Source organism: Bifidobacterium sp. JNUCC 75, from assembly GCF_054819865.1.
The window spans coordinates 557,341-575,319 of record NZ_JBTHIF010000001.1; the positions used below are offsets into that span (position 1 = coordinate 557,341).

Consider the following 17,979-nt stretch of genomic DNA (forward strand, 5'->3'; position numbering starts at 1 on the left):
TCGAGGTTCATTCTGGCCGATATGGTGGCCTTGGTCACGCCGGCCGCCTCGCACAGGGCCTGCTGTTCGAGTTCTTCCTTGGCCAGGTGCAGTCGCACGTTCCATGCGGCGACTTCCCGCAGGTGCTCTCCCAGTTCGACGGCCTGTGTCCTTGCCGTGGTGTTGCCGGTCATGTCCGTTCCTTTCGCTCGCGTGCCCTTGGGGGCTTGTGCGCACCATGCTATGGGCGGCGCGCTTGGTTGCGCAATACGACCGCCTCCCCGGTTCGGTCTGGTCGAACCGGGCCGGGAAAAACATGGAAAACGAAAGCGCTCCGCACTGTGTTGGCGCTTGGTGCGGGGCTGATCGACAACCTTGGGCGGGATTCCGAGCGATTCAAGTGACATGAGTCCCGGGATTCGCCCTCCATTGAAAGAGAGTTATCGCAATGACCAATCCTACCATCGCTTCCGCCCCGCGTGCGGCGGGAGCCATGAAAACCATCCCGTCGCTGCGTGTGCGGATCGCCCGCGCGCACCTGCTGGCGGTGTTGCTTCATCCCGCGCGCTCGTCGCGCCGTCGTCGCCGGAGCGCCTGAGATGGGCCGGGCTGTGGCGGCGGTGGCCGTCGTCGCAATCGTCGTGTGTCTGCTGGCGGTGTGGGCGTTGTGCCGCGCGGCCGCGTTGGGCGACCGCATCGGCGAACGGCTCCATGATGCCAGGGGTCGCGAGGAGGATGCGCGATGAGCGGGCCGGCGGAGCAGTGGGCGTGGCAGTTGCAGGACGAGCGGCTGAGCCTGTCGGAGAAGTTCGTGTTGGTGTATCTGGCGCGAAGGGCGTATTACGACGACGGGTGCGGCGCGTGGCCGTCGGTCAACACCATCGCGGCACATTGCCATTGCACGCGCCGTTCCGTGCTGCGCGCGTTGAAACGTTTGCAGGAGCTGGGCTACTTGCGCGAGGGTGACCAGGAGCTGGCCGCGCGCAATCCCCGCAGCCACGAGCCCATCCCCAGGGGGCATCGTTCCAAGGTGTGGGACGTGGTGATGAAGGGCGCGCAGACCGAGCCGGAGGATATCACCGATCCCGGCGAGACCGACGCAGGCAAGGACGTTCCAGCGAAACCCAGTACAGCCGAACCATCGCGGAGCAAGGAGTGCGCGCGGGGTGACATGGCGTCACCTGACGCAGTGTCACCTGACACAATGTCACCCCAGGGCGATCCCGCCGGTGAGGTGACATCTTGTCCGAAGAGAGGTGACATCATGTCACCCAATAGACAAGTGATAACCAATGCTCCCCTTGTCCCCTACGGGGACATTCCCCTCGCCGGGGAACAACCCGAGGAGGAGCGAAGCGAGCGTGATGCACCGGATTGGCGTCTGGCGCTGCCTCCCAAGGGCGTACGCGATCCGCTGTGGACGCCAGGGGCGGAGGATGCGGACGAGCGGGTGCGTTCCCGGGCCCTGCAGGAGGTTCGCGTGCTGACGCTGATCCATGACCGTGTGGCGGCCATCGACCCGAAGGCAGCCAGGCCGGCGTCGATGCGAGACCGACGCAAGGTCCACGAGCTGCTGATGGAACGCTCTCTGACGGAGGTCGAGACGATCCTTGATTGGGCGTATGGCAATCCGCGCTGGATCTCATGGCTGGTGGACGGCACGATGGTCGAACGCTACTTCGCGCAGGTCAGCCTCGACATGCGCACCAAGCGGGCACGAGGTCCGCAGCATTCCGGCAGCCATGCCGCTGCTGCCGAGCTCACGCCGGTCCATGATCCAGACCGGCCGGTGGCGGTTAGTTCGGGCTTGGCCTGGCGGGTGCCGGTCTACGGCGGCGGCATCCTGTCGATCGCATTGTGCCAGGCGCACCTCGACGGCGAAACCAAGCAGGCAGAGTGTCCGGTGTGCGCCTACGACCGGCGCAACCAAGCCAGCCACGCCATCGGCCTAGAGAAAACCGACCGCGCCGAAGACAAGGAATCCCACGAGGAGGCCAAGGCATGACCGGCATAGCGGATGCCGCGCCCCGTTCGCCGGAGGCGTGGAAGAACATGGGATGCTGCGCGGATTTCCCGCAGCCGTGGGCCGACCTGATGTGGGGCCTGGAGTTCGAGGACAAGCATCCCCTGGCCCGCGTGTTCCGACAGGCGGGCGCGTCGGTATGCGAGCACGACTGCCCGGTGAGGGCCGAATGCCTGGCCTACGCCGGTGCCGCCGGCCTGGAATGGGGCTTGTACGGCGGCCGCTCGTGCACCGACCGGCGCCAGATCGCCCGTCTAGCGGAAGCCGACGGCGTGCCCTGCCGCGACCGCACGGTGCCCTGGGCCCGGCGCTGGGGCCTGTTCGTCGACTGGCTCCAAGCCCATCCCGAAGTCTTCGACACGGCCCGGGGCAAGGCCAGCATGGAACGCGGGCAACGCCGATGGCGCGCCGCAGGCCGCGCCCAACCCAAGAATGAGCCGCATGACCGTCAAACCATCATGCAAACAGACAATCAAGCAATCCGACAATCAAGCAATCAAACAACCGACCATGCCGGCGATCCGGCGAATGGTCCCGAATCCAAGGAGGAAGCATCATGCGAGTAGCGTTGGCGAACGCGAAGGGCGGGGTGGCCAAGACCACCAGCTGCATCTATCTGGCCGCCGTGCTGGCCCGGCGCGGAATCGAGGTGGCGGTCTACGACGCGGACCCGCAGTCCAGCGCCAGCCTATGGGCGGCCGCCGCCGAACAAGCGGGAGACCCGCTGCCCTTCGACGTGCTGCCGGCCAACATGGCCACCCTCGCCCATCTGGGCGGCGACCCGGCCGCAAGGGAATGGTCGATCATCGACGCCCCTCCGCAAGGCCCGCTGCTCGACAAGACGTTGGCCGTGGCCGATTTCGTCATCGTGCCCACCTCGGACTCGCCGATGGACCTCCAGCAGGCATGGGACACGCTCGACCGCGCCCGACGCGCCACCAGGGCGGCCCTACTGCCGGTGCGCGTCGAAGCAAACACCAACGCCTGGGCCCAGACCCTGGCCGCGTTGGAACAAACCGACACCGCACGCTTCGACACTTTCATCGCCAAACGACAACCGATCAAGACCTCGCTCGGCATAAACCCCAAGCAACTGTACGAATACCGGGACCTAGCCGACGAACTAACGCGCATCGCCAAGGAGGAACTGGCATGAAAGGCAACTACCAACCACTGCCCAGACCCGTGCCCTTCGACAAAGTCCTCGACCAACAGGCCGAAGACAAGCAATCCGCCGGGCAGAACAACGCCGGCGAGCCACTGGTCATGTTCTCCCTGCGCCTGCCCGTCCGTCTGAAGAACCGCCTCAAGATCGCCGCCACCGAACACGGCACGCCCATGCAACAGATCCTGCGCCACGCCATCGAACACGAACTCGACCACTTAGACAGCAACCATGAATGAGGAAAACAATTCGCACTGGCAAGACCGATACTTTTAGCGCTAGGCTGTTGTCTGAAGCCAAAACAACGAAGGGAAACACGGTTGACAAACGTCAAGGCTTATGACTTGACATCTGTGCAGAAAACAGGGTATCCGCTGATATCGGGAGAGCTAAGACGCGGTTGACTTGGCCTCCATATTGACATGCTTCCCAGAGAAAGAGAGCATATCATGAAACGTCATATCAAACTTCTTACGGCAAGTGCGGCTGCCGTTGCCCTCGCTATCGGTTGCGAGGGGACAGCATGGGCCGATAATGCCTATGTGTCGGGAGAACTCAATAAGTCCGGCAGCCTTGTGCAGTACGACTACACACGCACGCATACATTCACCGGCCCTATCAGCCTATCAGTGAATAACATGCCGTCAAACTATCTGCGCCTCGGGCTTCGTAACATGAAGGCATCAGGAGGACCGCAATTCACGGACTCACTTCAGTGGAATACCGTTGGAGCTAAGTCTTGGGATAATATTCTCGTTGGCACTCGTTTCGCCTTCCAAGGCAGAATGGGAGCTTGCACTTGGTTCTGCGACACTAATTGGGGTGGTAACCTCACATACTAATGGAGGTCAAGATGAATATTCGACGTATGCAGCGGGCGATTGTCATCTTGCTGATACCTCTTGCACTTGTAGGTTGCTCTTCGACTGAAAACAAGCAGTATGGAGAGCAACCTGCAAGTGCGTTAAGTAATCGGACCGCGCAAACGGTGCGGGTCGAGACCGGTGACATCGTTCCCACGCGTTCTTTGAAAGCGCAGGTCGGCGCTGGCGTTGATTTCGCCGTGCTGGCGACCAAGGTCGGCGTCTTCGTCCCGTCGGTGGAATCCGGCCAGCGGGTCGAGCAAGGGACTGTGTTGGGAAGTGTCGAAGACCGGCAATTGGTTTCTCCCGTGGGCGCGACCGTCGTGAGCGTGATCGCTGCGCGAACGACCGTCCCCGCCAACTATCCGGTCGTGACCCTGCGTTTCGACGGCTTCGGCCTGACCGGGGATCTATCCAATCTCGTGGCGACCGTCGGCAACGCTCCTTTCGCCGGGAAATTCCAGGTCACGGATGGCGTCGGCCCGACGGACTGCTCGGGCGTCGTGCCATTGGCCTCGGACGCATCCTCCGGAGCGGAGGGACAGTCCTCCACGATTTCGATCTCCGATTCCTACGCCTGCCTCATTCCCACCGATTCCTTGGTGAGGGCGGGACAGTCGGCGATACTGGTCGTGACGGCACAGGCACGCAACGACGTCGCGTTGCTGCCGGTCACCGCCGTGGCCGGCAGACTGCAGAAGGGACAGGTCCGCCGTCCCGACGGCACGGTTCTCGACGTCGGCCTGGGCGCCACGGACGGCGCCCGCATCGAAATCACCTCGGGACTGAAGGCGGGAGACGCCGTGTCGGCCACTCCTCCCGATCTGGATTCGCAATCCAAGTAGGGCGGCACCGCATGTCTGAATCGACGAAGCCGCTCGTGGCCCTGCAGGGAGTGTCGGCCGTCGTGACCCTGGGCAACAAGGACAGGCTCACGACGGTGAACGACGTCTCCCTGGAGCTGTTCGCCGGCATGACATACTCGATAGTGGGCAAGTCGGGAGCCGGCAAGACCAGCCTGATAAGCATCATCGGGATGCTGAACACGCAGTTCAGCGGCCGTTACCTGTACAAAGGCCAAGACGTCGGCGCGTTGTCCGACAGGCGGCTTTCGTTCATGAGGGCCGGGCACATCGGCTTCGTGTTCCAGAACTATTCGTTGATCGGTCATCTATCGGCGCTCGAAAACGTCGAGCTGGCATTGTGGTACGGCCAGCATGCCCGCCGTCCCCGCGCCACGGGCGCTTCCGCCTCGGCCCGCAGGCGCAGGTGCCTTGCCGCGCTCGCTTCGGTCGGTCTCAGGGACAAGGCGGGGGAACTGCCGAAAAGACTCTCGGGCGGCGAACAGCAACGGGTGGCGATCGCCCGCGCCCTGGTCAACCAGCCCGAGCTTCTCATCTGCGACGAGCCGACCGGAGCACTCGACACCAAGACCAGCGGCGAGGTGCTTTCGGTGCTGCGGGACGCAGTGCGCGAGCATGCCACGACCTTGCTGCTCGTCACCCATGACGATGATCTCGCCGCCACCTGCGACATCACGTACACCATGTCCGGAGGCGAGCTCCATGCTCCGTCAATTGATTAAGGATCTACGGCTCGCCCCATTGCGATCCGCACTCACCGGTCTGTCGATGCTCATAGGGATCGTGGCGGTCATACTCGCCGTCCTCGCGGGAACCATCGGCAAGGACTACCTGGTGGCGATCAACGAACAACTCTACGGGCGCACCCCGCTGGTCACCGTTTCCATGAACAGCCCGAGGCTGAGCGACGCGGATGATTTCTCGCGCCTCGCCGACGCAATCGCGGCCAAGAACCATGAGACGGCAATCATCCTCAACCTTGATACCGACATCACGTTCTCTCCCGGAACGCAGTCAAGCGGAGGAATCAAGGGAGACGTCGTGGCGACCACTCCCGGATATTCGAGCATCTACAACCTTCCGATGAAATCCGGACGCTGGTACGCCGGCGGCGAACGATCGACCGCATCGATCGTCGTCAATCTCGCCGCGGAACAGAACCTTCCCAAGGACTCCACCGCATACGCGAAGACAAACCAAACCACGATCGCGACCCCGTTCACCGTGACCGGCGTCGTCAACGACGGACGCACGGACCCGACCATCTATGTCAACGCCCAAGCGCTGACCCAATACATGAGGATCGTTTCGCGAAGCGCTACCATCCTCTGGCTGGATTTCCCGCAACTCGGCAAGCAACGGGTCAGGACCGTTGTCGAGGACATCCTGTTCGACTCCATAGGAGGCTCCGTGTCCGGCGTTCAGACAATCGACAACGCGCAAAGCTACGAATCGGTGATCACGGTCATGCAAATCGCGTTCGGCGTCTGCGCCATCCTGCTGCTCTTCGTCTCGGCCATCGGCATCGTCAACATCGGCCTGGCGTCATTGGAATCCAGAACACACGAGCTCCTCGTCAGACGCGCGCTCGGCGCCACGCGGGCATCCCTCATAGGCCTGGTGATCGGAAGCCAGCTCATCATCGGTCTTTCGGTGTCGCTATTGGCCGTCGCCATATCGGCATGCGCGGTAGGCGCGCTCCCGGCGTTCCTGCCGTCATACTCGCCTCTGCAACCCCCTGCGTTCCCCCTCGCCGCCGCCATCGCAGCCGTCTCGGCGGCGCTGGCGACCTCGATCATCGGGAGCCTCGTCCCCGCCATACGCGCGGCCAGGCTCCAACCGGCACTGGCACTGCGGTAGCCCAAACACCACACACATCACCAACAAGGAGATGCAACCAAGATGAAATCCACCCTCACAAACGCAGGCAAGAAAGCGCTGGCGACGGCATGCGCCGGCATCCTCGCCCTGAGCCTCGCCAGCTGCACCAACGGCGACGTCTCGAGCGCGGGCGACTCCAGGAAAATCGTCGGCTACGACGAGATCAACAAGGAATACCGGGAATCCATCGGCAAACTCTCCTGGCCCCAGGACTACACCCCGCCTGAATCCATGCCGTCGGATTCCGGCACGTCCTTCCAACAAGGATGGGGAGACACCCAGGCGTCCAATCTCTTCCAGTGCGCGTGGGAGAAGGAATGGCTCAACACCTATTCCTCTCAACCGGAGCGCAGCGAAGAAGCGCTCAAGGAACTGGAGAAAGTCCCCGAGATGGGATTCATGAGCCCTGACCGAGCCGATGACGCGACCCGACGATTCTTCAAAGACAACATCGACAAAGCCAAACTCGGCGACCCCTCCGGCATCCAACAAGACGTCACCGCAAACTGTCCGGCAGCCTAAGACCTTAGGATAACTAAGAATTATATTCTCAATGTATCGCATTAGATAACGATGTATTCTGATGCATTTTACTGTTGCATGAGATATGGCTTGGTTCCCATCTCAATAGAAATGGAATCAAGCCATTTTAATTTAATAGATGGTTGAATAAATATTCGTGCATGTAATGGCAGACTGTTTGAATGGTTGTCCGCTGCTGATTGCAGTTAACGGGGGGAAGCTGGGGGAAGGCGTCCCGGCGGAAGGCCCGCCGGTGCGTTCTTCTTCCAGGGACAAGGAAGGATGCGGGCGTCCGTGAATGGTCGCCCGCATTTTCCGTATCCGTGTGAAACGGGAGGGAGCGCATCATGGGGCGCTTCCGACTGAAAGGACGGATACGTATGTCAGGTGGGAAGAAGAGCAGGCGCACGATGCTGGTGGCTGCCCTGACCGCAGGGGCGTTGGCCTTGGGATATCTGGCGCCAGCCGCGTTCGCCGAGGGCGGTGGTGGCGGTTCCGGCGAGGGCGGTGGCGGTTCCGGCGGGCAGGTTCCATCGCAGACCGCCGACGTGCATTGGATCTACAAGGATTCCTGGCCCGCCACTCTGGAGGGCATGAAGCAGGCGATACGTGATTCGGGCACCACCCTGTCTTCCGATTTGGAGGATGGGTCGAATCAGTTCGTGGATATGAATGCCATCCTTGCCGACGCGATCTCGGAGTGCAAGGCCTCATACACCGGGGAGGGTGACGCGGAATGCCGGATGGTCGCTGTCGGCTACGCGCGCCTCGGCAACGGCGTGTTCAGCGGTTCCTATGTCAGTTCGAACGCGCGTCAGCGTTGGGAGTCCCAATGGGCCGCCGAAGGGCGCGGCACCTACCAGTACCAAGGCCAGTCGTACACGACCGGCACCACGTGGACCGATCGACTTGGCGTGCGTTCGGTGGATAGCCTGGTGCAGGATTCCATCAACGCCAATCCCGATGCCTCGTTCCGTGTGGTCGTGCTGGCCAAGAACCAGCCGCCCGTCGATTATCCGTTGACCGTCACCACCTCGCACCGCCAGCAGACCGACATGCAGGTCGGCTCGACCACGCCGGTCGGCGACACCATCCACGCGAACAACGGCGGCTCGTCGATCAAGGAGACCCTGCACGGCACCGCGATCGTGCACTACGATGGCGGCCCCTACACGCCGACGGGCAGCGTGAGCAAGCCGATCAGCTTCGCCAACAGCGGCGACACCGTGATCGACAACCTGGCCTCGCCGGGTGATTTCGGCATGGATTCCTGGGCCGAGGGCACATATTGGATTGACATCCAAGTGCCCAGGCAGGGAAGCATGCAGGCGGCCGTGGACACCACGGACCGGGATCCGGCGGAGACCTGGAAGGTCAGCGCCGTGCCGCCGGCCGATCCGGTCAAAAGCATCGAGGAAGGCGTCAGCGCCGACCAGATGACCAACCGCACCACCATCACGTATGGGACCGGCCGGGGCGGTTACGAGCTGAGTTTCAGGGACGTGATCGAACCCAACGGCGTCGATTACACGGTGGACGGCTTCACGCTCGTGGACGCCACCGACAACAATCGCGATGTCTCCAACGAGTTCGAGATCGGTTGGGACCGCGCATCGAACACGGTCAGCGCGGTCCGTTCGGCCAACAAGGGCATGATGCCGTTCGACCACGAGTATGTGTTCGGCTTCGATGTGACCGTCAGCCTGCCATCCGATTACCAGAACATCAGCGACCATGCGTGGGGCAAGTGGAACCAGCTGCCCGAGGCCGACGCGGGAGAACGCGAGTTCGACACCTGGCGTCCCAATCCCGACAAAAGCTGGATCATGCTCGACACTAATGGCAAGTGGCAGGCCGTGATCGACCCCGACCGCACCAACCAGACCGGCGGCGACGGCAAGGTGTTCCTCGACGGAGACCGCGTGGCCTCCGTGGTCAACGGCACCGTGCCGGCGAACCTGATCCAGGCCCCGCGGACGCTCACCTTGGTCGATGATTGGACAGCCGCCGACTACCTGTTCGACGCCGATGAAGCGGCGAACGTCCGAGTGTACGAGGCGGACGCGGGCACCGATCGCGAAAGCAGCGTAAGCGACATCGCCAACCGTGGCCGTGACATCACCGACCAGTGGGACATCACAACCGATGGCACCGTGGTCACCGCCACAGCCAAGGCCTCCTACCTGACCGGACTGAAGGACTTGGAGAAGGCCAGGCAGATCACGATGCTCGTGCCCGGCCGCGCGAACTACGCCAACGGGGCCGGAGCGGGCCAGGTGCGCGATGACTTCGGCATCGAAGCGGACGACGAGATCACGTTCTGCACCGCCGGCAAGAACGGCGCGGAGTTGACCAACGCCGGCTCGCAGACCATCAACACCCACACGGTCGAAACCAACGAGCCGAAGGTCTGCGGTTACGTGCCGTCCGTGGTCAAGGATGTGGTCGGGGAATCCTCCCAAGGCGGCGCCCAGGACAGCGTGGACGGCAAGATCGTCTTCCCCGGCCAGCGTCTCGAATACCGTCTGGAAACCCAGCCGCACCTGCCCGACAGTCTCGCCTACACTATCGTCGAGGTGGCGGTCACCGACACGTATGACGAGCACTTCCAGCCGGACAAGCAGACCCTGGAGGTCACCGACCTGACCACCGGCAAGTTCATCCCCAAGAGCCAGTACCGCAGCGAGTGGAACGACGCGAACCATGCCGTGCGTCTCGTGTTCGCCGACGACTATGTGCGGGCGAACTGGCTGGCGGGCACGAATCCCAGAATCATCATCAGATTCGAGGGCGTCGTGGCCGAGGATGCCCCGGCCGACACCGTGGTTGACAACCAGTGGGCGTTGACCTTGAACAACTCGGTCACACCAAGCAACAAGGTATGGAACGATCCGCCCGACTTCCAGCCGGGCAAGATGGCGCCTGCCGTCGAGCAGGCCGTCATATCGCCGCAGTAGGCACCGGTCAGCCACCAAATCAGATAATCCTTGGCATCGATGAGCACGTGGCGAACCTGCGCATACCGGTCGGGCTGATACCTGGACATCCACATCAGCTTGGCTATAGGCAGGGACCCATCGCACGGATTCCCCATTCGGGCGCGGAAGGAATCAGCCCCATACATTTCCGTCAGCTCAGCAGACTCTTCTTCAGCCCTGCCGTCCGCGTACAGGATCGCCGGCCCGACAGGCTGCCCCTGCGCATCCAAGGCGATCAGGTCCTGCATCTGTCCGCTCATGATGATGCCGGTGACCTGGTCGCTCTTGAAATGCTCAAGAATCTTCCCAGCTTTAGCCAAAAGGTCACGGGACACCTCGATGAAGGCCTGCAGCCAATCCTCGGGATTCTGCTCGACACGTCCGTCAGTTGTGTCAATGGGCAGAAGACCGCTGGACGCACACACCCTGGCAGTGCCTTGGTCATCCACAAGAACGGCCTTGACCTGCGTGGTGCCCACATCGAATGCGGCTGTATAGGTCATACCGGTCATCCTAGGCCTTCCCAGCCGCCCAGATGACGACATGATCCCGTATGTGGACTGACGCGGTTACCTTTGGGATCCCGACCAGTCCACCACTGCTTCGACATTGTTTCCATCCGGATCCAAGACGAAAGCAGAATAGTACCTGGGATGATAATCACGCAGCCCGGGGGCACCATTGTCACGGCCCCCGGCAGCGAGCGCCTCCCTGTAAAAGGCATCTACCGTTGCGGCATCAGCGGCCCTGAAGGCTATGTGCGTCACCGGTGAACCGGTCCCGTCCTCGCCTGGTGTCAGATAGAAGTCCGAGTGGGCCCCATCATCCTCAGCACCGAACCCAATGGTGGGCTCATGGTGGGCCTTGGCCACATACCCCAAAGGTGCCAGGGCTTTGCTATAGAAATCGATGGAAGCCCGGATATCCCGAACCTTCAGCGTCAGATGATCAATCATGTTCGTAATTCTAGGTGAATCATCAACCAATAAGGGCAGACCGCCCAGAATGATCTTTTCCCCGTGCCACTCGATGCCGATGATCACCGAACACAATCCTCAAGGCTATGGTTCAGATGTACTGGCCGCCGGGTAGGTGCATGAAGTCCTCCACCTTGTTCCATTTGACCGCGTATCCAGCTCCGTGGGCACAGAAGACCGAGTCAGGGGTGTTCTCCAGGTCGGACTCGGGATCGTACCCGATGGAATCCACAAGAGCATCCTGGTCCTGGCAGGGACGATACCCATTGAAGAAACAGGTCAGATGTCCGCGGCCATGGGTGTAGGTGCTGACCTGGATGGCATAATCACGCATCTGAGATACTGGCGCATCCCCTTCCAATTCGACAGTATCCCCGTCTGCCTGCGGTTCCGAGAAGCCGCCCTTCATCCGGTAGATGTCCGACATGGCCCTGCCCAAATTCTTCTGAGGAACGGTGAGTCTGAAATGGTACCAGGGCTCCAGAAGTATATTGTGCGCTTTCATCAGCCCCTGCCGGACGGCCCGGTAGGTGGCCTGGCGGAAGTCCCCGCCCTCGGTGTGCTTGATATGGCCGCGGCCATCCAATAGGGTGATGCGCATATCGGTGATGGGCGAACCCGTCAGAACTCCCAGATGCTCCTTCTCCGCCAGGTGGGTCATGACGAGCCGCTGCCAGTTCCCGTCCAGGCGATCGAGACTGCAGGTCGACGCAAAACTGAGACCACTGCCCGGCTCTGTAGGTTCCAGGAGCAGATGGACTTCAGCGTAATGGCGGAGGGGCTCGAAATGTCCAACGCCTTCGACGGGGGCCGCAATGGTCTCCCTATAAAGGATTCCGCCCTGGCTGAAGGAGACCTGCATGCCGAACCGTCGCTCCAACTCCTCCTGAATCACCTCCAACTGAACCTGGCCCATGATACGCAGGTGAATCTCCTGGAGCTGTTCCTGCCAGGCCACATGCAGGAGGGGATCCTCATCCTCCAAGATGCGCAAGGCACTCAACAAGTGGTGCGGGTCCACCCCTTCGGCCTCCACTGCATAGGACAGCACCGGCTCCAGCACAGGAGTCAGATCCTTCCGCTCGCACCCAAGCCCCTGCCCCGGACGTGTCAGGTCAAGGCCGGTTGCCGCCACGATGCTTCCGGCCTGGGCGCAATCCGTCAACCTATAGGAGTCTCCCGAATAGACACGAAGCTGATCAACCGTCTCCCTGGTCTCAAGGCGTCCGTTCTTCCCTATATCTCCGGCTGTCCTGTACGCCTCCGCAACAGAATCCGATTCCTTGCTGGCTTCATCTCCATGGCGGAGTTCGGTGACCAAAGAGGATTTCACCGGCAGCTCGCCACCGGTCACCTTGAGCCAGGTCAATCTGGCACCCTTGTCATCATGCGATACCTTAAACACCCTTGCACCGAACTGTTTGCCGTACACCGGCGAAAGGGTGTACCGCTCCAGCCCCTCCAAGAGCGCGTCGATTCCGTCCAAGCGCAGGGCAGACCCAAGGAAACAGGGGAAGAGGCAGCGGTCGGCAACCAGTCTCGCCAGACTTTCATCCGATATGCCCTCGGTCTTGAGGTACTCCTCCATCACATTCTCGTCGAGCAGGGCCACATCCTCCATATCGCCATGCCCAAGTCCACGGCTCAAATCGAAGCAGTCCGGAGACCAGCGTTGCTTGCAGCTTTCAAGAATGCGGGCGGCATCAGCACCAGGAGCATCCAACTTGTTGATAAAAATGAAGGTGGGTACCCCGTAGCGTGCCAGAAGTCGCCAAAGCGTATCGACATACCCCTCTAATCCGGCTGTGGCATCGACGACCAGAAGAGCATAGTCCAAGACTGAGAGAACCCTCTCCATCTCGGCTGAGAAATCCACATGGCCGGGTGTGTCGATGATGGTCAGATCGACATCGCGATAGGTCAACCGGGCCGGCTTGGAGAAGATGGTGATGCCACGTTGACGCTCCAGATCGTTGGTATCCAGGTAGGCATCGCCATGGTCCACCCTGCCCAGACGGCGAATTCCTCCGCCCCGGTAAAGCATGGCTTCCGAGAGCGTGGTCTTGCCGGCATCGACATGGGCCAGCATTCCCACCACTATTCTCTTGACCATCGGGGGCCTCCCTCGCTCTTCATGTTTATGCGCACTCTATGGTCAGTCTGCCGAAACCTGATAGGTCAGGTCGTGGATGACCCGTCCGGCATTGATCCCCTTACGCTCGAAATTGGTCACGATTCTGCCGTCGAACCGCTCCGACTCCATGAACACGGCATGAGGCAGGGATTTGGCCTGATCAGCCGTCCCCTTACCGACATGTTGGGTGGGCAGACTGACTCGTAGATTGCCCAGGTTTTTGAATCTCGGATTCTTATCCATCACCTCATGCACATGCAGGGCGTAATCCTCGATGTCGGTTGCAATTCGCCAGATGCCGCCAGGTTCCAGACACTCCGCCAAGTCATCAGCCAGAGCCGGTTGGACCAGACGACGCTTGTGGTGCTTCATCTTGGGCCAGGGGTCGGGGAAGAAGGTCCAGACCTCCTTGATCAGCCCAGTATCCATCCGGGCTAGAAGGTCCGGGGCGTTGACCTGGGCAAGCCGCAGATTATCAAGGTCGGATTTACCAGCCATCAGCATGGTATGGGCCAACCCCGGCTGATAGACCTCCAGGGCCAGGTAGTTCCGATCAGGGTGCTCCCGGGCCGCGGCCACTACATTCTCCCCGTTGCCTGATCCGATTTCAACGATCAGCGGGGCATCCCGTCCCCAGATCGACCTGACCATTGCTGCATCACAACGCAGGTTCTCGGCAACTGTCAACGAGCCCTCAGCCTGGCCCAAATCGAGCAGGTATCTGGTGGAATACCGAGCCCAAGCCCTCGCCAGCCGGTCGTTCAGCTTCTCGGACCGCCTCACATAGGAGACGATGGACCTCATGGGGGCCTTGCTCTGTCTTTCTGCACTCATCACAGCTCATATATATCCTAGAAAGCGGATACAAGCGGGCACAACAGTCACATGTGCCCGTGATATACTCAATCTAGAACAAAAAACAACAAAAGATTGCAAAACCGAACAAGCTCTTACGTCCGGTTTTCGACGGGAAAGGCATGCAGATGTCAGTTTTGGTTACAGGCGGCTGCGGATACATCGGCGCCCATGTGGTCCACGCCCTGCAAGAGGCCGGCAAGGAGGTCGTCGTGGTCGATGACCTCAGCTATGGCAAACCCGACCGGATCGGCAAGGCCCGTCTCTACGGCGCTGACGTGGCCGCTCCTGGTGCCGACGAACGTCTGGCTGAGATCATCGGGGAGAACAAGGTCGACTCGGTCATCCACTTCGCCGCCCGCAAGCAGGTGGGTGAGTCCATGGAGAAGCCCATCTGGTACTACCGGCAGAACCTGAACGGCATGATCAACGTCCTGTCCGCAATGGCGAAGACCGATGCCAAGAAGCTGGTCTTCTCCAGCTCGGCCGCAACCTATGGCGAGCCTCCGGTCGACGTAGTTCCCGAGGATGTACAGCCCATGGTCCCCATCAACCCCTACGGCCAGACCAAGCTGGTCGGCGAGTGGATGGCCCGGGCCTGCGAGCAGCCTTACGGCATCCGCTTCTGCGCTCTGCGCTACTTCAACGTTGCCGGCTGCGGACCGGTCAGCCTGGAGGACCCAGCCGTCCTCAACCTAATCCCCATGCTCTTCGACAGGTTGCGGCAGGGAAAGGCACCCGCCATCTTCGGCGACGACTACCCCACCCCGGACGGTACCTGCGTGCGAGACTACATCCACGTCTCCGACCTGGCTGACGCCCACATCGCCGCCTTGGACTACCTGGACCGCGACCAGCGCCGCTACGATGCCTTCAATGTGGGCACCGGCCAGGGTACATCCGTTCGACAGATCGTGGACGAGGTCAAGAAGGTGACGGGTCTGCCCTTCACTGAGGCCATCAAGCCCCGCCGCGCCGGCGACCCACCGCACCTGATCGGCGATCCCACCCGAATCAACACCGAAATGGGCTGGCATGCCAAGTACGGCGTCGAGGAGATCGTTGAATCAGCCTGGAAGGCCTGGCAGGCCAACCCTTCCCACCACATCGACACCGATAGCTGGCAGCAGCAGGACTAGGCAGCGACGCGCCGGAGCTTGCATTCCTCCGGCGCTCATGTAAACTTTCCTCTTGGCTGTTCGAGCAGCCTCGGCTCCGTAGCTCAGTTGGTTAGAGCGCCGCCCTGTCACGGCGGAGGTCACCGGTTCAAGTCCGGCCGGAGTCGCTGGGAATGGTCTGATCCGGTTGTCAGGGTCTTTTCGACTATTCATGGCTCTGTAGCTCAGTTGGTAGAGCGAGCGACTGAAAATCGCTAGGTCAACGGTTCGATCCCGCTCGGAGCCACCATAAAATCCCCCACTCGCTGGAACGGCGGGCCTGAGGGGTTTCTGTTTTCTTGGCCTTTTCGATTTTCAGAACCGACCTCAGCGTTTACCCAGCATATTCACCGTCATCCCAGAATATCCCCAAACAAGACATTGGAGCTCCTCAGCGGCCCTGCTGCTGTACAGGTTGCGCTGCATGCACAAATCCTGTGTCATGCTTGGGTTGCTGTGTATCTTGTCGAATCCCTGAAGAACTGCTCCACGCCCCCCACATACTTGGCTATCCTGCACATCCCTATCGTTGCCGGTGTCGAAGCCTACGACTGACCACTTCAGTCAGCAGACCTCCCCCATGCGCCAACCCGCCCCGACCAGAGACTTAAACCGATCCACGAAACCGCATTTCACCAGTACCTCCTCGCGCTCGACCGGTATGGGCTCGGAGCCGGGCCGACCGGGCAGCTGGAAACGGCCAACACCCAACTTAAGCAGGCCTGCAGGTCCATTCTGCTAGTCCGGATCGCAGGCCGATGCATGACTACCACGAAGACTTCGAGGCCTTCACCGAGGACAGACAGCCTACGACGACAGGGATCGAACAGGCCCGATCTGTGCAAACGCCCGGTACCGCCACCGGCGAACCCCGCTGAACAAGCCGAACGCAAGCTCTACATCCTGCCCATGCACGTCACACCCGTAACGCCTCGCACCCACCAGACCAAGAGCACGTGATAACCTAGCCCCAAGGCCTGGAGACCCTCCGGGGTAGTGAAATAACCTACGGAAACCAGGGGATTGCCCCCAGGCCCACTCCCACAGCAAAGCTACAGATGCAATAAGTGGTGGAGTAATCGCAGCAAGCGGAGGAGCGCTTCCCGGCCTTTCCAAATTCAAAATGGCATGCCTCAATCCCACCGCATCAGAAAATGCGAGACTGACTATTTACGAATTCCCAGCATTTACCCACCACATTTGCAAACAATCCTCGACAAGTCTCGTCATCTAGACGGTTCGATTCAGCTCGGGGTCACCAGCCAGTAAGCCTCTAAGATTCATAAGGAAACAAGGGGCCTAATTGTTATTTACAGTCATCAACCGCTCGTGCATTCAGGACAGCTGACGCACCACCCAGTCGACGATGTAGGGCGCGGTGTGCTCAATCTGATCGATGGCCACCTCGAACTCATGTGGGCCGCCATACCAGGGGTCCACCAGATCGATTTGGCTTTCCCGGCCCGGCGCTGGCTTGGGCAGATCCGGATCGAAGCTACGGTACAGGTGCACAGCGGATCGCTTGCCTGATGGCAACAGACGCAGCAGGGCACGCATATGGTCGACCGTCATGGGCAGGAGCAGGTCCGCGTCTTCAGCCTCCTCCCGGGTGATCCGGTGGGCGAAGTGGTCAGCCGGCACCACATAGCCCCGCTCGCGCAGAACCTTCTGAGCGCGCCGATCTATGGGGTTGCCGAACTCTTCGTCACTGACCCCGCTGGATTCCACCCTGACCTGGTCCTCATCCAGTCCACGATCTTGGAAGAATTTACGCAGGATGATCTCAGCCATGGGTGACCGGCAGATGTTGCCGGTGCAGACGGTCATGACGTTGTAAGGGCCCCGTGAAGCCTTTCCTTCAGAATCCTGGGCCATCAACGCACCTTCCCATAAGTGATGTACCGGAAGCGCCGGATGGCATCCGCCTGGGCTGGTTTGGCAGGGGTCATCCAACGGCTCTCGTCGCGCACCTGCCAGAACCGCTTGTTGACAAGCTCCTCCATATCAGGCACAAAGACATCAGCTGGAGTCCGCAGATCCAGGTCGGTCACATAGGCCGCATCAGCCAGCGGAAAGAAGGTGCTGAAGACCCCTGCGCCGCCGATGATCCAGATTTCGCTACGATCCATCCCATCGTCAGGAATGGCTTCCTGCCTGGCCAGTTCCAGAGCATCGTCGGCCGCAGATACCACAGTGGCGCCTGGTGCATTGAACCCTGGGTCACTGGATAGAATGATGTTGTCCCTCTTGGGCAGGGGTCGCTCCCCCATGGAGACCCAGGTCCGCCGCCCCATGATGACAGGATGGGATACGGTCAGCTCCTTGAAGTGCTGCATATCCTCGCTCAGATGCCAAGGCAGCGCATTGTGGTAACCGATGGCGCCACGCCGACCGTCAGTGGCCTGCGCCTGCGCCCAGATCATATTGACCGATGAGCGGCGGCCTATCTCTTCTTCCTGATGCCGCCAATCCTCATCGCCTAGAAGCCCGGCCTGACCGGGCTCGGGTTCGTGATAGCCACTTCGACTATTGTCATGCTCCATCTGTTGCGTTCACTCCTCATAGTGAGTAGATATACGAGA

At 60.9% G+C, this 17,979-nt stretch carries 15 protein-coding genes, 2 tRNA genes and 2 pseudogenes; 13 read left to right on the forward strand and 6 right to left on the reverse strand.

What is annotated here, in order from left to right:
* The first annotated feature begins 721 nt into the window (after nucleotides 1-721).
* From ACVWNW_RS02330 to ACVWNW_RS02375, 10 genes and pseudogenes are all read left to right on the forward strand, one after another.
* Nucleotides 722-1,984: a helix-turn-helix domain-containing protein gene (locus tag ACVWNW_RS02330; RefSeq protein ID WP_454482813.1), complete on the forward strand. Its 1,263-nt coding sequence runs from the start codon at nucleotides 722-724 to the stop codon at nucleotides 1,982-1,984.
* Nucleotides 1,981-2,568, forward strand: coding sequence for a WhiB family transcriptional regulator (locus ACVWNW_RS02335; protein WP_015021885.1), 588 nt, complete (start codon nucleotides 1,981-1,983; stop codon nucleotides 2,566-2,568). The genes ACVWNW_RS02330 and ACVWNW_RS02335 overlap by 4 nt, the downstream gene beginning before the upstream one ends.
* A complete protein-coding gene (locus ACVWNW_RS02340; protein WP_015021886.1) occupies nucleotides 2,559-3,158 on the forward strand; it encodes a ParA family protein in 600 nt (199 codons plus the stop codon). The genes ACVWNW_RS02335 and ACVWNW_RS02340 overlap by 10 nt, the downstream gene beginning before the upstream one ends.
* Nucleotides 3,155-3,406, forward strand: a complete 252-nt coding sequence (locus ACVWNW_RS02345; RefSeq protein WP_046323240.1) for a hypothetical protein — start codon at nucleotides 3,155-3,157, stop codon at nucleotides 3,404-3,406. Before ACVWNW_RS02340 ends, ACVWNW_RS02345 begins: the two co-directional genes overlap by 4 nt.
* Before the next feature lie 210 nt (nucleotides 3,407-3,616).
* The gene (locus ACVWNW_RS02350) at nucleotides 3,617-4,009 is read left to right on the forward strand and encodes a hypothetical protein (RefSeq protein WP_046323241.1); all 393 of its coding nucleotides are present in this window, start codon (nucleotides 3,617-3,619) and stop codon (nucleotides 4,007-4,009) included.
* Nucleotides 4,010-4,020: 11 nt separating this feature from the next.
* Entirely contained in the window at nucleotides 4,021-4,875 is an 855-nt protein-coding gene (locus ACVWNW_RS02355; RefSeq protein WP_141650097.1) for a hypothetical protein, read from the forward strand.
* 11 nt (nucleotides 4,876-4,886) lie between these two features.
* A complete protein-coding gene (locus tag ACVWNW_RS02360; RefSeq protein ID WP_015021890.1) occupies nucleotides 4,887-5,615 on the forward strand; it encodes an ABC transporter ATP-binding protein in 729 nt (242 codons plus the stop codon).
* Complete coding sequence (locus tag ACVWNW_RS02365; protein ID WP_046323242.1) at nucleotides 5,596-6,753, forward strand: ABC transporter permease; 1,158 nt, start codon at nucleotides 5,596-5,598, stop codon at nucleotides 6,751-6,753. Before ACVWNW_RS02360 ends, ACVWNW_RS02365 begins: the two co-directional genes overlap by 20 nt.
* A 42-nt stretch (nucleotides 6,754-6,795) precedes the next feature.
* Complete coding sequence (locus ACVWNW_RS02370; RefSeq protein WP_454482817.1) at nucleotides 6,796-7,296, forward strand: hypothetical protein; 501 nt, start codon at nucleotides 6,796-6,798, stop codon at nucleotides 7,294-7,296.
* Between the two features lie 380 nt (nucleotides 7,297-7,676).
* Nucleotides 7,677-10,211, forward strand: a pseudogene (locus tag ACVWNW_RS02375) (LPXTG cell wall anchor domain-containing protein); the annotation flags it as partial.
* Between the two features lie 68 nt (nucleotides 10,212-10,279).
* On the opposite strand, the pseudogene ACVWNW_RS02380 reads toward ACVWNW_RS02375, so the two are convergent.
* From ACVWNW_RS02380 to trmB, 4 genes and pseudogenes are all read right to left on the reverse strand, one after another.
* A pseudogene (locus ACVWNW_RS02380) lies at nucleotides 10,280-10,819 on the reverse strand (FGGY family carbohydrate kinase); the annotation flags it as partial.
* 24 nt (nucleotides 10,820-10,843) lie between these two features.
* Nucleotides 10,844-11,230 carry a VOC family protein gene (locus ACVWNW_RS02385; protein WP_198203535.1) on the reverse strand — a complete coding sequence of 129 codons (387 nt, stop codon included), beginning with the start codon at nucleotides 11,228-11,230 and terminating at the stop codon, nucleotides 10,844-10,846.
* Nucleotides 11,231-11,342: 112 nt separating this feature from the next.
* Complete coding sequence (locus ACVWNW_RS02390) at nucleotides 11,343-13,364, reverse strand: GTP-binding protein (RefSeq protein ID WP_454482819.1); 2,022 nt, start codon at nucleotides 13,362-13,364, stop codon at nucleotides 11,343-11,345.
* 42 nt (nucleotides 13,365-13,406) lie between these two features.
* Entirely contained in the window at nucleotides 13,407-14,219 is an 813-nt protein-coding gene (trmB, locus tag ACVWNW_RS02395; protein WP_454482821.1) for a tRNA (guanosine(46)-N7)-methyltransferase TrmB, read from the reverse strand.
* A 149-nt stretch (nucleotides 14,220-14,368) separates the two neighbouring features.
* Between trmB and galE the strand changes: the two genes are divergently transcribed.
* The 3 genes from galE to ACVWNW_RS02410 all read left to right on the forward strand — a co-directional run bounded on the left by galE (nucleotide 14,369) and on the right by ACVWNW_RS02410 (nucleotide 15,647).
* The gene (galE, locus tag ACVWNW_RS02400) at nucleotides 14,369-15,379 is read left to right on the forward strand and encodes a UDP-glucose 4-epimerase GalE (RefSeq protein WP_454482823.1); all 1,011 of its coding nucleotides are present in this window, start codon (nucleotides 14,369-14,371) and stop codon (nucleotides 15,377-15,379) included.
* A gap of 72 nt (nucleotides 15,380-15,451) precedes the next feature.
* A tRNA-Asp gene (locus ACVWNW_RS02405) sits at nucleotides 15,452-15,525 on the forward strand.
* Between the two features lie 46 nt (nucleotides 15,526-15,571).
* Nucleotides 15,572-15,647 (forward strand) — tRNA-Phe (locus ACVWNW_RS02410).
* A 1,085-nt stretch (nucleotides 15,648-16,732) separates the two neighbouring features.
* On the opposite strand, the gene ACVWNW_RS02415 is transcribed toward ACVWNW_RS02410, so the two are convergent.
* Together ACVWNW_RS02415 and ACVWNW_RS02420 are read right to left on the reverse strand one after the other, a co-directional pair.
* The gene (locus ACVWNW_RS02415; RefSeq protein WP_454482825.1) at nucleotides 16,733-17,272 is read right to left on the reverse strand and encodes a low molecular weight protein-tyrosine-phosphatase; all 540 of its coding nucleotides are present in this window, start codon (nucleotides 17,270-17,272) and stop codon (nucleotides 16,733-16,735) included.
* Nucleotides 17,272-17,940 (reverse strand): dihydrofolate reductase, encoded by a 669-nt coding sequence (locus tag ACVWNW_RS02420; RefSeq protein ID WP_454482827.1) that lies wholly within the window; start codon nucleotides 17,938-17,940, stop codon nucleotides 17,272-17,274. The genes ACVWNW_RS02415 and ACVWNW_RS02420 overlap by 1 nt, the downstream gene beginning before the upstream one ends.
* Nucleotides 17,941-17,979 lie beyond the last annotated feature (39 nt).

Bases quoted from the DNA above. Each gene is read 5' to 3' on its own strand.
- galE (WP_454482823.1), top strand. From the start codon at position 14,369: ATGTCAGTTTTGGTTACAGGCGGCTGCGGATACATCGGCGCCCATGTG.
- ACVWNW_RS02370 (WP_454482817.1), top strand. From the start codon at position 6,796: ATGAAATCCACCCTCACAAACGCAGGCAAGAAAGCGCTGGCGACGGCA.
- ACVWNW_RS02330 (WP_454482813.1), top strand. From the start codon at position 722: ATGAGCGGGCCGGCGGAGCAGTGGGCGTGGCAGTTGCAGGACGAGCGG.
- ACVWNW_RS02355 (WP_141650097.1), top strand. From the start codon at position 4,021: ATGAATATTCGACGTATGCAGCGGGCGATTGTCATCTTGCTGATACCT.
- ACVWNW_RS02365 (WP_046323242.1), top strand. From the start codon at position 5,596: ATGCTCCGTCAATTGATTAAGGATCTACGGCTCGCCCCATTGCGATCC.
- ACVWNW_RS02415 (WP_454482825.1), bottom strand. From the start codon at position 17,272: ATGGCCCAGGATTCTGAAGGAAAGGCTTCACGGGGCCCTTACAACGTC.
- ACVWNW_RS02385 (WP_198203535.1), bottom strand. From the start codon at position 11,230: ATGATTGATCATCTGACGCTGAAGGTTCGGGATATCCGGGCTTCCATC.
- ACVWNW_RS02345 (WP_046323240.1), top strand. From the start codon at position 3,155: ATGAAAGGCAACTACCAACCACTGCCCAGACCCGTGCCCTTCGACAAA.
- ACVWNW_RS02340 (WP_015021886.1), top strand. From the start codon at position 2,559: ATGCGAGTAGCGTTGGCGAACGCGAAGGGCGGGGTGGCCAAGACCACC.
- ACVWNW_RS02350 (WP_046323241.1), top strand. From the start codon at position 3,617: ATGAAACGTCATATCAAACTTCTTACGGCAAGTGCGGCTGCCGTTGCC.
- ACVWNW_RS02420 (WP_454482827.1), bottom strand. From the start codon at position 17,940: ATGGAGCATGACAATAGTCGAAGTGGCTATCACGAACCCGAGCCCGGT.
- trmB (WP_454482821.1), bottom strand. From the start codon at position 14,219: ATGAGTGCAGAAAGACAGAGCAAGGCCCCCATGAGGTCCATCGTCTCC.
- ACVWNW_RS02360 (WP_015021890.1), top strand. From the start codon at position 4,887: ATGTCTGAATCGACGAAGCCGCTCGTGGCCCTGCAGGGAGTGTCGGCC.
- ACVWNW_RS02335 (WP_015021885.1), top strand. From the start codon at position 1,981: ATGACCGGCATAGCGGATGCCGCGCCCCGTTCGCCGGAGGCGTGGAAG.
- ACVWNW_RS02390 (WP_454482819.1), bottom strand. From the start codon at position 13,364: ATGGTCAAGAGAATAGTGGTGGGAATGCTGGCCCATGTCGATGCCGGC.